This is a genomic window from Paenibacillus sp. L3-i20 (genome assembly GCF_022180385.2).
Classification (GTDB): domain Bacteria; phylum Bacillota; class Bacilli; order Paenibacillales; family Paenibacillaceae; genus Pristimantibacillus.
Genome location: NZ_BQME02000002.1, coordinates 614,505 through 627,867, shown reverse-complemented (window position 1 = coordinate 627,867; position 13,363 = coordinate 614,505). Strand labels below are relative to the sequence as shown.

Here is a 13,363-nt window from a genome sequence, read left to right as displayed (position 1 = left end):
CGAATTTTATAACTTTGTTACCTTGTTTCGTCCGTAAGTGCTGGAATACCTTGAGTAATTCGCCCAAGCAGATTTAGAAATACAGCCCGCTCCTCAATACTGAGTGAACTAACCATCGTTTCCAATCGAGCAAAATGGTCTTGAGCCATATCTCTTAGCTTATTCCTTCCGAGTTCGGTCAGAATGACAGCTTTCTGTCTCCCATCAACCGAACTCAACCGCCGAGAAACAAGCCCATCTCGTTCAAGAATGTCGATAAGACCAGTAACTGTTGCGCGTGTAACATCTAGATGTTCCGCTAGTTGTGACGGCAACACTTCTCCTTCGTTATCTTCAAGGTCAGCTAATAAACGATATCTTCCCGTTGATAAACCGAATCTGGAGAAATGAATTTCAGCTGCATGTCCAAGCTTCGCACCAGCTGCCATCAATCTGGACGCAACGAGCACAGCCTGCGCATCTACGTCTAGGTTGTAACGTTCAATCTGGCGCTTAGATTGTTCAAGAGTAGGCACTGCATCCTTGTCATTTATTACTTTATTTTCATTAGTCATATATATAGTATGGCTCCTAACTATTTTTTTGTCAACCCATTTCTACATCATTTACAGTTTCATTACTGGTTTCGTTACTGCCTCCTTACGGAATGTTAATGGTTGCTCCTTCATCGTCATTTTTTTGCCGAGTTTTATTGTTGGAATTTCTATGTATTTATAAGATAAAACAGATATTAGTACAGTTAATAAGAAAGTGATTACGTAAATAATGCTCATCGGTACTATTCCGTGCAATAAATAAACGAAGCTGTACAAAACAATCAAGTGATATAAGTATAAACTGTATGAGATATTACCAAAAAATTTAAACACAGGTTTACTAAGTATGGTTGCAACCTTCGCCGAACCTAATGCGACTACAATAATGAGCGAAGCTCCTGCAGTCGCTGTGTAATCTGCCAAAATTTCGCTATAGCTATATAGCCCTAAAAGATTGCCTACAGCCATTGCAAATCCGGCATAAGTAAAGAGTACATAAGCCGCTGCAACGATAACCCATTTGTATTTTGTTGAGGATTGAGCAAACCAATTCACTATTTCACCTCTATGCTTTGCCAGTAAACCACCTATCAAAAATATGGATGCATAATGAAACGTGTCTACAAATCCGGTGTGATATCCATAGCTTACATCGAATGAGAATACATGTGTTGTTCCACTAATTACAGATAATGAAAGGGCAATACTTAAAACTTTTTTCCAGCTAAGCTTAATAACAATAAAGGCTATAAATGGGAATATGAGCGAGATTCGCATTTCATGAATTAACGACCATATTGCGTTATTATACAAATTAGAATTAAAGTTTCCGATTAAAAAAAGGTTTTCAACTATCGACTTAAGAGTAATAGAACCATTCCAGGAATTATAAAACCATTCACTTAATCCGGAAACTTTCTTTGCAGAAAGTAGCGCATACATTAAAAAAGCAAACAGCATTGCTATCCAAAATGGAATGTAAATCCTCAATATACGTTTAACTAAAAAGGTTTTATAAGTTGTTTGCGCTCCTTTTAAAAAAGGCAACATAAGTACAAATCCACTCAGTAAAAAGAACATGATTACAGAACCATGTCCATTTATTAAAAATGTGAATGGCGAATATTTGAATAAAAGACTAGATAAGTACGGGTTTATTTCCACCGAATAGAAGTGACAAAAAACTACTGCAATTGCTGCCAAACCGCGGATTGAATCCATTTGATCAATACGATCTTTAACCATGTAAAATCTCCTCACTATAATTCCTTTATCATCTTCAGCACTTCAACTTCATAATTGAGATGCTTATAGAAATTGACCGCACGCTCATTATTGCTAAAAACATTCAATACAAGCTGTTTATCCCCCTTTTCTAACAAACTACTTCAACTCTAATTGACCTGTTAAATCGACATGTGTACGGTTACTATATTCAGCTGGTGCGAATAAAACAAAAATAAACAACTCTTCCGTAATAGAATGAAAACGATGCTCCACATTCGCTTCAACAAAAATAATGCTGCCACTTGATACATGTTGGTTCTGATCCCCGAGATTGAACTGACCCGCTCCTTGAACGATAAAGTAAAGTTCATCCTCCGTGTGAGGCAGCTGCTTATCTAGCTCACCTGCTGCTAGTCGATATAAACCTGCGCTCATCGTTGGCACTCGCAGAAATTCAAGATAAGAGCTTTCACCATTTAACACCGATTCCTTAAGTTGTTCCAAGTGAAAGTTCATTATCACTACCTCCATCATGTATTGTTGAATCAATCGCCAATCTCATTTTTTATAATATATTCCAATTTTATTACTTTTTATATAATTGATCAATTGATAGTTTTGAGTTTCTGACGTTTAACCAAATAAAAGAAGACAAGCCCATTAGACTTATCTTCAAATTATTATCTCTTTTAACCTATTTCTCCATCCAAACATCTTTAAAATCAACCCAGCCAAGCGAATTGACACTTACTCCTTTAATGCTTGGATTATAAATGGTGTTCATCTTCGTATGAGTCAGAAAGAGCAGATGTGTTTCCTCGCGCAGCTTTATCTCAATTTCCATCAGCACATTCCATCTATCAATCGGATCTTTGCACATAAGGGCAGAATCAATTTTTTCCTTCACCCAAACTTTCATTTCCTTATCCAAATGTTCCTTTATAAAATTGCCATTCTGCTCGAACATCTCAATCATACAAACTTCATCCTCAGCAAAAATGTTGCAAAACAAGATACAGTCTACTCGATTGAGTACTTCTGGTTCTCGTATACTTAGAAAGGTCTCCACTTGTATCTCCACATTTATCCCATAAGCAGTCAACACTTTCTCCAGCCAAAGAGCACTCGGCACATGTTTCCCATAAGTAGCAATTACAATTTTTTCGCCACAATATCCTGATTCTAACAAAAGTTGCATTGCTTTCTCATATTTGTGTTCATCAGTGCAGCCAACATCGACATATGAATTTTTGTTTGGAAAAAAACCATATGCAGGAAACTCTGTACGTTCTGTCAATTCTTCTGTCATAAAACGACGATCTATGAGGAGATCAACCGCTTTACGAAAGGATTGGGATTGAATTGGCCCTTCATTACTCATATTCCAAGTGAGAAGGTTGCATCCATTGTCTAAATACTCCATATTGTTCCAATTTTTTTCAACCTGTATTTCTTTACCATCACGCTCAACAAGCAGCTTTTCCCAAGACTTCGTGTAGATATGCGTATCTTCTGGCATCGTAACGATTACTACACCGTCTAGATGCGCCCGCCCTTGAAAATAATGAGGATTAGCTTCCATCTTGAAGCGATCTACCGTCCAACTAACGAATCGGAATGGACCTGTACCGACTGGATGCTGCCAAAATCGTTCATCTTGTTTGACCAACTCATGCGGAATGATCGAAAGACCCGACGAGCAAAGAAACCGTAAAAATAACCAATTTGGTTTGTCTAACTTAATTGTCACCGACCTCGAATTTTCACTTTCAATCGATGAGATTGATCGTACAAACCAACCAGATGCTGCACTGCCTCTTAAACGTTCAATTGAAAAAATAACATCTTCAGCAACTAATTCCCTACCATGATGGAAAAGTACGCCTCTTCTTAAATGGAATGACCATTCCTTCCCGCTTGCATCACATTCCCATGCATGAGCTAATGAAGGAACAATTTTTTGCGACTGTCTATCATATTGTACGAGGCAATCAAACAGCTGCTTAACCATATGTGCGCAAAAGGAGTAATACAACTCCTTTGGATCTAAAGTCAAAAGGGGCTTATATACCGGTAGTCTTAAAATATCCGCTTCACTATCATCTATTTGAACCGTTTTATAACCAAATTGGCTATTCATCCATTCTACAAAATGTTGTCTGACGGACGTACCATCACCGTACATTTGAATAAACTCAAATGCCTGCTTATATTCCCCTTTCAGTGCGGTCATCTCTGCGAGTTGGAGCAGTTTCTCATCCTTATTTGCCAAAAAAGTTATTTTCGACCGATTGCCGCGTCCACGTCCAGCACTCCATTTAATAAGACCATTTTCCTCGAGCTTGCGAAGGATAAGCTTTACATTACGCTGTGTACAAAACAATGCTTCCGACAGTTGTTCCAATGATACTTCAAGAGGTATACCCTCTCCGTCAGATTCAGCAACTTTAGAATACAAAATAAGATACCGCTCTTCATTCAACATCACGCTTCCTCCTTCAGGTTGAGGAAATATTTACAAAAGGGGAAATTAATGATTCAGATTATACTCTTTTTATCCCCTTTTAGCGAGTACATAATAAAGCCAAGAAGAAGAATTTAATTGCTTAACAACAAACACAAATAGAAAAAGCGGGAGATGAAGCAAATGGATTGGAATGAATATGTACCAGAGCAGTTAAGAAAACAAAAAGAAGCTGAATGGGAAAGCCAAGAACGTCGAGGGGATTTTATTGAAGAAGATAACACTAACAGAAAAACTGCTATTTCAGTACTACTTTCACTTCTTAATCCAGTACGGAAATTTCGGGAAAGCGATGAATGCAAACAAAAAGGCGACGGGAATCCCGCCGCCAAACCTCAACAAGCAAATCGTACACTTATCTAAGCAAACGTCCTAACGTTTATTTCTAACCAAAGAAATAACTTATATAGATCATAATAAGAAGTCCGAAGATAAAGGAGTAAGTTGCAGGTCGTTCATAGCCATGACTATGAGTCTCTGGTATAAGTTCCTTATATACGATGAACAACATTGCACCAGATGCAAAGGCTAATCCATAACCAATAAGCCATTCTATAGAGCTCGCTGCAAAATAACCAACAATGGCCGACACAACTTCCATAAGTCCAGTCGCAATGACAATAAGCATTAGTTTGAGCTTACTGACCTTTGATTGCGTAAGGAATATCGCAAGTACAAGACCTTCAGGTATGTTTTGCGCACCAATTGCGATTGCAACCATTGAACCGAGCCCTTCACTTGTGCTTGCATAACTAAAGCCCGTACTAAGACCTTCGGGAATGTTATGGATAAATAAGGCGAAGATAACGAGCAATGACTTAGAATCAAATGAGCTAATACCCCGCTTCTGCTCAACATCAATATGCGGAATATTTTTCTCTAGTAAATCAAGTACGACGACTCCAATAATAAAGCCAATTGTTAACGGAATTAAACCTGATTCTTTAAGTGCTTGCGGCAGGAGACCAAAAGTTGATGTCGATACCATAATTCCCGCGGTAAAAGCAATAAGTATATCCTTCCACTTCTCTGAGAGCGAACGAACGAATAACAGCGGTACAGCACCAAGTACAGTTGCCATTGCAGAGATAAAGCTACCAAGTAGCGCAGCTGTCATAATGGTTTCGCTCCTTATCGATTTAGTTGCTTCAAGAAGTATAAGTCACGTTCTTGAATGAACTTACCTACGTAAGTTCGTGGTATGTTTCGTTCCATTATGCCTATTGCTTCCTTAAGAGATACCCAACCTAACGATAATCCACCAGCTTGCTCCTCATCTGTTAAAGAAGTTGCTTTTAAATCACCTGATAGTGTAGCTATGTAACAATATGAGAACTGCATCATTTCTTGCTCATCTCTATATTCGATAATGAGGCCAACTTCATCTGTCAGTTCGACGGTTGCACCCATCTCTTCTAACGCTTCTCGATGAAGAGCAGCTTCCATCTCTTCCCCTGCCTCTATTCCACCACCAGGAAGCTTATAATATTGATCGCTATGCATATGAATAAGAGCAAGCTCATATTTTTCGTTAAATATAATGCCTCTAACAGCGCGACTGAACCAAAATCTGTTGCCATGCCTGCGAGAGCTGCTGTCGCGTTCGCTTAGATGGAGATCTCGTTCGTATATTTCTTTCAACAGCTCCATAACTATATATCCCTTCTATCTTCGAAAATAGTACACTACAACTTGCGCATCACTTGATGTACCATGTCAAGAAAATATGCTTGATGCCTTGGATGACATGCAATTAAATAAGGCTGCTTTCTTGCAACAGTAAACGGGTTTCCATTAAAATCGATAACAGATCCTCCCGCTTCCTGAGCCATGAGAAGTCCTGAATACAAATCTTCACCTTCTGAATTGTAGACGATAATACCATCGAGATCTCCTCTAGCAAGCATCGTCCATTGCAACGTTGGTGCCCATAATCGCATCATTCTTCTTGTGTTCACATCAATATGATGCCGCAGCCTAACCGCTATTTCCTCATTCTGAACAGCATGACCTTGTATCCAGCCCACTCTTGCTTTTGTAAAGGCGCCACCAGGTTCCATCGTTATCGGACGTTGATTACATGTAACACCGCCACCCGAAGTCGCTGTGTACAGTCGATCAGTTATCGGTTCATAAATGACCGCAAGTACTGGGACGAGATGATGCATCAGTGTAATCGATATACCAAACAGCGGCAAACCTATCGCAAAATTATTTGTACCATCTAAAGGATCAACCAGCCATAACCATTCGCTTTGATTTTCATTCTCTCCAAATTCTTCAGATCGAATGCGATGTTCTGGAAATACGTTTCTAATCTTCGCCAAAATAATTGCTTCAGCTAGGTGATCGGCTTCAGTCACCATATCACCATGATCATCTTTTTCCTCGACATGCGTTAAATTTCCGAATTTCTCTTTCGTTAATCTTCCCGCCTCATAAGCAGCCGCAATAGCTACTTCCATCGCCAATCCAAGCATGGAGTTCCCACCTTCATCTTATGGTTTTAGAATTGACTAGACTGATTACATCGATTTATTTACTATATTTCACAACATCAGTGTAAGAGAGATTTCCGCCAAATATATCGAGTGCACTGCCAATGGTTAGATCAAGTTTGCCGTTAGACAGTGTACGGAATAATTCCATATCTTCTAGCGATCTCGCCCCACCAGCATAAGTAGTCGGAATGTTGGTCCACTTGGCTAAATCACGAACTAGACTTTGCTGAACGCCGCTTTGTTTCCCTTCTACATCTACCGCATGTACAAGAAACTCATCACAATAACTTTCGAGATAACGAATGTTTGCTTCATTTACTTCGAATTCGCTAAATTGCTTCCATTGATTGGTGACAACGAACCATTTCCCATCTTTCTCCTTGCAGCTTAAATCAATAACGAGTCGATCCTTGCCTACTTCGTTCACAATGTTAGATAGGTTTTCTTCATTTAATCGACCATCCCTGAATATATAAGACGTTACAATAACATGCGAAGCGCCATGCTTCAAATAATAGGCTGCATTATCCGCCGTAATCCCTCCACCTAGTTGGAGACCATTCGGATAGTGTGACAATGCAAGTAATGCCGCATCTTCATTACCAGACCCGAGCATAATGACATGACCGCCTGTTAGCCCATCTCTCTGGAACAATTCAGCATAATAAGCTGAATCATAGGTAGAAACAAAATTTTCAATAATTGCGTCATTTAGTGTTTCTCCAACGATTTGTTTTACTTTCCCGTCATGAAGATCGATACATGGTCTGAATTTCAACGGCTTACCTCTATTCTTATTAAATTGACTACCTACATTTTGACATAGACGATAACATCTGCGCAATACAAATAGAAGCATCCTTCGCCGAATGGAAATCATTCGAGTTAAGATGCTCCTTTCTATATCGTTTTTTAAGCAGCTTGATTCTTTTTCTCTCCGAATGTTAGTAGCATTAACCCGCTGTTAAGAAGTAGAAACCATAACAATATCGGATATAACATTTGGTAATCGAATAACAATGTTTCTTCAATGACAGCTATAAAGATATAAATAACGAAGTAGGCAGATGTGATCAATGGAACGACCAGTTTACTAATAGACAAGTATTTCCGCCATTCATCAACTTGTTCTGACTTCCTTAATTGTTTACGCATATATAGTAGACCAACAATACCAATAATAGCTGCAATCGATGCCAGCATCAATGCAAAAAGCTTTGCATCAAATACGTTAAATGTTTGTCCGCTAATAACTTGAATAGCAATAATCGGTGCAACAAGCAGCCATGCTGTCACTATGTTACGTCTATCCATATCACCAGAAAAACTAAACGCACCTCCAACCAATAATACAAATGCCCCTATAGATATATCTGCAAATCCAACATGAAATTTGCGAAATGAAAAATCTGGTTCTACGAAAGCTGGGATAAGCATAATTGCAATAATAAACAGGGTAGCCATAGTAGTAGTAAATTTCACAATGCTAGTATGAACTTCTTCTGTGTTATCTACTTCTTTATTAGCCACTATATTTGACATGAATGAATCCTCTTTCTTTATTAAAATATAATTTACTTTCTTAGCAATATTGGATGACGCCCCCATGAAAGTCCAATATGAAAATTTCTTTCCCTTTGTACAAAATCTTCTCTTTACCACTGAAGCGGTAAAGATCGCCTTCCCACTGACAGACATACTCAAAATCTTCCTTCTGTTTATAGGAAGCTCCTCTGAAAGGTGCGTCTATATTAACTTCCATCAAGCATTCATTCAGAAATACTGGGAATCCCTCAACAGGATCAATGGTATAACCAAAATAGTTCATCGACCAAATTGCTACCTCATCCTGCAAAACAACTTCTTGCCCGGAAAAATGTATTTCACCATAATAACTGTCTAAATAGGTAAACTGACCTTGCTTGTACGGTATATCCTTAGCTCCCGGTCGTGTAGGTTTTGTCTCCCCTCCATTGCCCGATGCATACGCAGCACGTTTCGCTTCAACTATAAACACCGCTAGATCCGTTTCATTTTCTGCCATTTAAAAAGTCACCCGCTTCCTTCCTATCACACATTGTTGGCTTTCTGAATAATCGATTCCCCAATTTGTTTAAGTAAACTTCTTTGTTTGTTTAATAATTCTACATCGCGATGTGCGCCCAATAGAAAATCTAAGTTATCAAGCAGAATCTGCGGACAAAATGACAATCCCTTTAACTGCTTCTCTATTTTCTTGTCGCCACCAAAATACGTTTCATTGAGAGCAAATAACATTTGAAATTGTGTATGTAATGTTTGTTGTGCTATGCCAGAAGTATAGATGGTATCACAACGTTTGATCGCACTTAAGTAATGGAAGTTATCGAGCCAAAATGTTGCCCTCCACTTATTCGACTCTAAAATCGCCTTTTTAAGCTTAGGAGAATAGTTGGCTACAAGATTCTTCCAATCCGCAATAATACCGTAACGATCATCCAGAGGTTCGATAAAGCTTACTTCGGACAAACAAATATAATTGTAATAACCGCTCAGCGTCCAGAATGTTGGCTCAGTAAAAATAACACCTTCTAAACAATCTTGAATCGACTTTTCATATAAAGAATATGATTTAATGCTCGTTTCTATCTTTACTCCCTTATAATAGAAATCCGCACTTCCACCCCATATTTCTCCGTCAATCGTTTCATTCAGATAACAGTCTTGATCCTGATCCGCAATACCCGCTATAAGCTCTCTTCGTTCTTCAACAGGTACGACTCCCTCAGTATACACATAGAAATCCAAATCAGAGTGGATATCCGAGTAACCTTTTGCATGTGAGCCTCCCAAAGCGATTGCATATTTGCCAGTTAATAGAGATCTAATGGTTGGAACTAGTTCTTCTATCCATTTTTTCACTTCGTTCGATATAGTCATTTCTCAACCTCGCTAATTATTAATGTGCAACAATAATCATATCACTTGATCTCTGCCCATTTTTGATGAAAATTGCGAACTTTTCCGAGGCTCTTCATTGTTGAATGTCATCATAGCAAGAACAGGAAGGAATGATGTAAGCCCTCAGAAAAGCAGCTGCGAATCGAGTTACAATAGGAGATGGCGTCGTGGAAATAATGTATCCACCCCTATAATCAATTGGTTGCAAGTAATATTATGTTAATGTATTACAACTTAGTCCATGTCGCTCTTGTATAACCTATCCTCATACCCGCACGTTCCATATTAGATTGACTGATGGAGCGGTATGCGCACTGTGCAACAACAAGCTGGCAACCTTCCATATAAGCAGCATGAATTCGTCTGCGAAGCAATCCTGAATGAAGTCCTAAATTTCTAAATTGAGGTAAAGTAGCCGCGAAAGTGAATGATGCAATTCTATCTTTTACATACATGACGGCAGTTGCCGCGGGCTGATCTCCAATAAATGCAATGAAATATTTCCAACCTGGGCGATTAAACATAATTTGATTATTTGCTGCGACATACGTAATGGAATCTTGCGACAATCCATTTCCAATACAATGAATCGCAGCGTAATCCATAAACTCATCTTCACGTAGTTCGCGAATGTGAAGATCGGATTCAAGCGCTTCCGTCGTTTCAACTGCTTCAGTATACATCGTCGAGTGAAATCCTGATTGATGATAACCGCTACGAGCTAGCTTACTCATTACATCTGGCTTTGTGTAAAACGGGGTAATCTGAAACTCGAAACTTCTTTTTCTTTCTTCATAAAATGTAATAATATCATCGACATACTTAGCTTCAAGCCAGCCTTTCACATTGTTAAATACCGGCCATGGCATCATTCGGCTATAGAAGGCAACAGCACGCCCAAATTTTACAATTTCTATCCCATGCGGATTACCAACTAACTGCTCTATCGCTGTCATTCGATCTGTCTGAAAAGTTATTTCTGATAATTCTAGTTTATCTGCAATATCACTAACCATTAGCACCTCTATTGATCACTCCTTATTAATAGACAAAAATATACAAATTGATTGGAACTGTTGGAATAAAAAAGAGTATTCGACAATCTTCTTCCACGATTATACAGCAACTAACTTATGCAATAAAGTACTATACTAAAATTACTACTCATTTTGGGTAGAGGTACCTATTTCATATCCACACATTTTCAATATCCGACTCTCCTTACGTAACAAATACCCAATAGAAAGTTAAAAATGGATAAATCGAAAACCTTAGTTAGCTATTTCGTTATTTATTACCACTTTATTTTATTGACAAAAATATTTTATTGTGGTATAATATATGTTTTGTTAATTTACCTATTTGCAATAATTTGCTATCATATTTCCTAACCGTCACATCTGTCGGTAATTTAATTAGGAGATATGGAGGAGACAGTATGCTTTCAGAATCTGGTATAGCGATGTTATCGGTATCAGCGGATATTATGGGGAAGGTTGAAACGCTTCACCCTACTTTATTATGGGATACTAATGAAATAATTGTTGTAGACTCTGCTTACCCTGGTCAACTTCCATTAATAAAGCAAGAGCTTTCTGTTAGGGGAATTACAATTGAGGAAATTACACGTATCATCGTGACCCATCAAGACCTAGATCATATTGGAAGCATCCCCGCTCTTCTAGAACAAACAAACAATCGAGCCGAAATCATTTCAAGCCTGCTAGAGAAGCCTTACATACAGGGCGAAAAAATGCTAATTAAACTTACACCGGAAGCAATTGACGAAGCTGTTCATTCTTTACCCGAGAATGTTCCACCAAAATGGCGAGCAGCATTCAAACATACATTATCGAATCCTCCCCGCTTCCCGGTTGATACAATCGTTTCTCACCTTGAAGAACTACCCTATTGCGGTGGTATTGTCGCCCTGGACACACCAGGACATACACCCGGTCATATTAGCTTATATCATAAAACTAGCAAAACACTTATCGCTGGGGATGCCCTTAAAGTTGTAGACCACCAACTATTTCTTCCAGACCCCAAATTGTGTAGTAACTACGAACAGGCCAAACAATCAATCGAGCAATTCCTGCACTACGATGTAGCTGAGATCATTTGCTATCATGGTGGCAAATACACAACAACAATTCACGAACGTCTCCGTGAGCTTGTTTACGCCAATTAGCAAAAAAATACCCGATTCAAGCTCTGTGATAAGCATGAGTCGGGTATTTCGATTACTGAGCTACTATTGATGGAACAAGGTGCTCAAAGATGAGCTTTCGAGCGTAAATGGCATCATTACGTTTCGTTATTTGTTTGCGAATGACGATAACGATCTCAAGTGACGGAATCATGAGTAAATATTGACCACCATGTCCAAATGCAAAATAACAATCGGCATAATCATTATGTTCAGCTGGCGAGCACCACCAGTGATAGCCGTAACCACCGTAAATAGGAGGTTCATAGTTTAGTAAACCTCGATGATGCAGTCGAGTGGATTCCCGAGTCCAGTCTCGCGACAACAGCTGTTTTCCTTCCCATACCCCATCTTGAATGTATAAAGATCCTATCTTAGCAAGATCTTGACCATATAGTGATAATCCTGTGCCGCCTTCACTTATCCCATTTCGTTCCGACCATCTCGCAAATTGGAATTGCATAGGTTCAAAAAGATGCCTTTTCCCATACTCCAATGCTGACATTCCTGTTACTTTCGTTAAAATAGCAGATAACAAATGTGATCCGCCTGAATTGTAAGTAAAAGACTGCCCAGGTTCATGAATGATTGGCTGCTGAAGAGCAAAAGTAATCGGATCTTGTGATGCACGGAGTTCCTTGTACGGCTTGTCAAAGTCTGGCCAATCAAAGCCGGGAGTCATCGTAAGTAAATCCTTAATCGTAATGTTCTCACCAACATCTCCTACAATCGATCTGCAATTAAGAATATGGGCCATTTTTTGATCAAGGCTCGTTAACTCACCACGATCTATTGCAATCCCGATTAAAGCAGATAGGACACTTTTTGTACAGGAATACAATGGACCTGCCTCATCCTCTCCACTTTGATACCATTCATCAAGCAGCTCGGACTTTTTCTTCACGATTACGGTCTTTATTTTCCATTCGTTTAATAAAGTAATTATTGAATCGCTTAACACATGTCCCATTTCATTTAATTACCTTTCACCTTCATGTATGAATGTCACATATAATAAAAAGAACATGCCTGCAGTAAATGCAAGGATGCCAGTATAATTTATATATGCGCATTGTTCTGATTGTTTAAGATACATTTGAGGTTGATGCTAATTGTGCAACTTCCCTCGACTGATTTAAACAGACGTATAAGCATTGACGCATAATGTAGTGTTGACGCCTTGCTTCATCTGTATTCCAGAAGTCATTGTCTTGAAATAAACGAATTAATACTTTTTGGGCTGCTTCACATGAAGCAGGTTCATCCACTACTATTTTTAAACAAATCGTATATGTAATAGACTCATAACTTCTAAGTTCAGCTACTTTTTGTTGAAACTGCATCATGTCCGATCCGCCCTTCATTACACAACTAAGCTAACTAATATTATAGCTCTCTTCTTCGAGCAAATAGTTACGAAATGGTT

At 38.7% G+C, this 13,363-nt stretch carries 16 protein-coding genes; 2 read left to right on the top strand and 14 right to left on the bottom strand.

Features of this window, described 5'->3' with window-relative positions:
- Positions 1-17: 17 nt before the first annotated feature.
- The 4 genes from MFF31_RS16220 to MFF31_RS16205 form a co-directional block, all read right to left on the bottom strand.
- Positions 18-554, bottom strand: coding sequence for a MarR family winged helix-turn-helix transcriptional regulator (locus MFF31_RS16220; protein ID WP_238189240.1), 537 nt, complete (start codon positions 552-554; stop codon positions 18-20).
- A gap of 51 nt (positions 555-605) precedes the next feature.
- Positions 606-1,781 carry an acyltransferase family protein gene (locus tag MFF31_RS16215; protein ID WP_238189238.1) on the bottom strand — a complete coding sequence of 392 codons (1,176 nt, stop codon included), beginning with the start codon at positions 1,779-1,781 and terminating at the stop codon, positions 606-608.
- Positions 1,782-1,919: 138 nt separating this feature from the next.
- The gene (locus MFF31_RS16210; RefSeq protein ID WP_238189236.1) at positions 1,920-2,279 is read right to left on the bottom strand and encodes a cupin domain-containing protein; all 360 of its coding nucleotides are present in this window, start codon (positions 2,277-2,279) and stop codon (positions 1,920-1,922) included.
- Positions 2,280-2,457: 178 nt separating this feature from the next.
- Positions 2,458-4,248 carry an ABC transporter substrate-binding protein gene (locus MFF31_RS16205; RefSeq protein ID WP_238189234.1) on the bottom strand — a complete coding sequence of 597 codons (1,791 nt, stop codon included), beginning with the start codon at positions 4,246-4,248 and terminating at the stop codon, positions 2,458-2,460.
- 162 nt (positions 4,249-4,410) lie between these two features.
- Here MFF31_RS16205 and MFF31_RS16200 point away from each other — a divergent pair, with 162 nt between their 5' ends.
- Entirely contained in the window at positions 4,411-4,650 is a 240-nt protein-coding gene (locus MFF31_RS16200; protein ID WP_238189232.1) for a hypothetical protein, read from the top strand.
- Positions 4,651-4,672: 22 nt separating this feature from the next.
- Here the strand turns inward: MFF31_RS16200 and MFF31_RS16195 are convergent, their stop codons facing one another.
- The 8 genes from MFF31_RS16195 to MFF31_RS16160 form a co-directional block, all read right to left on the bottom strand.
- The gene (locus tag MFF31_RS16195; RefSeq protein WP_238189229.1) at positions 4,673-5,404 is read right to left on the bottom strand and encodes a ZIP family metal transporter; all 732 of its coding nucleotides are present in this window, start codon (positions 5,402-5,404) and stop codon (positions 4,673-4,675) included.
- Positions 5,405-5,418: 14 nt separating this feature from the next.
- Positions 5,419-5,937 carry an NUDIX hydrolase gene (locus MFF31_RS16190; protein WP_238189227.1) on the bottom strand — a complete coding sequence of 173 codons (519 nt, stop codon included), beginning with the start codon at positions 5,935-5,937 and terminating at the stop codon, positions 5,419-5,421.
- Between the two features lie 35 nt (positions 5,938-5,972).
- Complete coding sequence (locus MFF31_RS16185) at positions 5,973-6,767, bottom strand: inositol monophosphatase family protein (protein ID WP_238189225.1); 795 nt, start codon at positions 6,765-6,767, stop codon at positions 5,973-5,975.
- 55 nt (positions 6,768-6,822) lie between these two features.
- The gene (gene hisA, locus MFF31_RS16180; protein ID WP_238189223.1) at positions 6,823-7,566 is read right to left on the bottom strand and encodes a phosphoribosylformimino-5-aminoimidazole carboxamide ribotide isomerase; all 744 of its coding nucleotides are present in this window, start codon (positions 7,564-7,566) and stop codon (positions 6,823-6,825) included.
- Between the two features lie 134 nt (positions 7,567-7,700).
- Positions 7,701-8,330: a hypothetical protein gene (locus MFF31_RS16175; protein WP_238189221.1), complete on the bottom strand. Its 630-nt coding sequence runs from the start codon at positions 8,328-8,330 to the stop codon at positions 7,701-7,703.
- 40 nt (positions 8,331-8,370) lie between these two features.
- Complete coding sequence (locus MFF31_RS16170) at positions 8,371-8,832, bottom strand: DUF5680 domain-containing protein (protein ID WP_238189219.1); 462 nt, start codon at positions 8,830-8,832, stop codon at positions 8,371-8,373.
- A gap of 26 nt (positions 8,833-8,858) precedes the next feature.
- Positions 8,859-9,707 (bottom strand): nucleotidyltransferase domain-containing protein, encoded by an 849-nt coding sequence (locus MFF31_RS16165; RefSeq protein WP_238189217.1) that lies wholly within the window; start codon positions 9,705-9,707, stop codon positions 8,859-8,861.
- Between the two features lie 248 nt (positions 9,708-9,955).
- Positions 9,956-10,744, bottom strand: coding sequence for a GNAT family N-acetyltransferase (locus MFF31_RS16160; protein ID WP_238192066.1), 789 nt, complete (start codon positions 10,742-10,744; stop codon positions 9,956-9,958).
- Between the two features lie 422 nt (positions 10,745-11,166).
- Between MFF31_RS16160 and MFF31_RS16155 the strand changes: the two genes are divergently transcribed.
- A complete protein-coding gene (locus MFF31_RS16155; protein WP_238189215.1) occupies positions 11,167-11,919 on the top strand; it encodes an MBL fold metallo-hydrolase in 753 nt (250 codons plus the stop codon).
- Between the two features lie 52 nt (positions 11,920-11,971).
- On the opposite strand, the gene MFF31_RS16150 is transcribed toward MFF31_RS16155, so the two are convergent.
- Complete coding sequence (locus MFF31_RS16150; protein ID WP_238189213.1) at positions 11,972-12,907, bottom strand: serine hydrolase domain-containing protein; 936 nt, start codon at positions 12,905-12,907, stop codon at positions 11,972-11,974.
- Between the two features lie 115 nt (positions 12,908-13,022).
- Entirely contained in the window at positions 13,023-13,283 is a 261-nt protein-coding gene (locus MFF31_RS16145) for a hypothetical protein (RefSeq protein ID WP_238189211.1), read from the bottom strand.
- Between the last annotated feature and the right edge of the window lie 80 nt (positions 13,284-13,363).

Excerpts from the sequence above, each read along its gene's own strand:
- MFF31_RS16145 (WP_238189211.1), bottom strand. The coding sequence starts at position 13,283 with ATGATGCAGTTTCAACAAAAAGTAGCTGAACTTAGAAGTTATGAGTCT.
- MFF31_RS16170 (WP_238189219.1), bottom strand. The coding sequence starts at position 8,832 with ATGGCAGAAAATGAAACGGATCTAGCGGTGTTTATAGTTGAAGCGAAA.
- MFF31_RS16205 (WP_238189234.1), bottom strand. The coding sequence starts at position 4,248 with ATGTTGAATGAAGAGCGGTATCTTATTTTGTATTCTAAAGTTGCTGAA.
- MFF31_RS16175 (WP_238189221.1), bottom strand. The coding sequence starts at position 8,330 with ATGTCAAATATAGTGGCTAATAAAGAAGTAGATAACACAGAAGAAGTT.
- MFF31_RS16200 (WP_238189232.1), top strand. The coding sequence starts at position 4,411 with ATGGATTGGAATGAATATGTACCAGAGCAGTTAAGAAAACAAAAAGAA.
- MFF31_RS16150 (WP_238189213.1), bottom strand. The coding sequence starts at position 12,907 with ATGGGACATGTGTTAAGCGATTCAATAATTACTTTATTAAACGAATGG.
- MFF31_RS16190 (WP_238189227.1), bottom strand. The coding sequence starts at position 5,937 with ATGGAGCTGTTGAAAGAAATATACGAACGAGATCTCCATCTAAGCGAA.
- MFF31_RS16195 (WP_238189229.1), bottom strand. The coding sequence starts at position 5,404 with ATGACAGCTGCGCTACTTGGTAGCTTTATCTCTGCAATGGCAACTGTA.
- MFF31_RS16155 (WP_238189215.1), top strand. The coding sequence starts at position 11,167 with ATGCTTTCAGAATCTGGTATAGCGATGTTATCGGTATCAGCGGATATT.
- MFF31_RS16220 (WP_238189240.1), bottom strand. The coding sequence starts at position 554 with ATGACTAATGAAAATAAAGTAATAAATGACAAGGATGCAGTGCCTACT.
- MFF31_RS16160 (WP_238192066.1), bottom strand. The coding sequence starts at position 10,744 with ATGGTTAGTGATATTGCAGATAAACTAGAATTATCAGAAATAACTTTT.
- MFF31_RS16165 (WP_238189217.1), bottom strand. The coding sequence starts at position 9,707 with ATGACTATATCGAACGAAGTGAAAAAATGGATAGAAGAACTAGTTCCA.
- MFF31_RS16185 (WP_238189225.1), bottom strand. The coding sequence starts at position 6,767 with ATGCTTGGATTGGCGATGGAAGTAGCTATTGCGGCTGCTTATGAGGCG.
- MFF31_RS16210 (WP_238189236.1), bottom strand. The coding sequence starts at position 2,279 with ATGAACTTTCACTTGGAACAACTTAAGGAATCGGTGTTAAATGGTGAA.
- MFF31_RS16215 (WP_238189238.1), bottom strand. The coding sequence starts at position 1,781 with ATGGTTAAAGATCGTATTGATCAAATGGATTCAATCCGCGGTTTGGCA.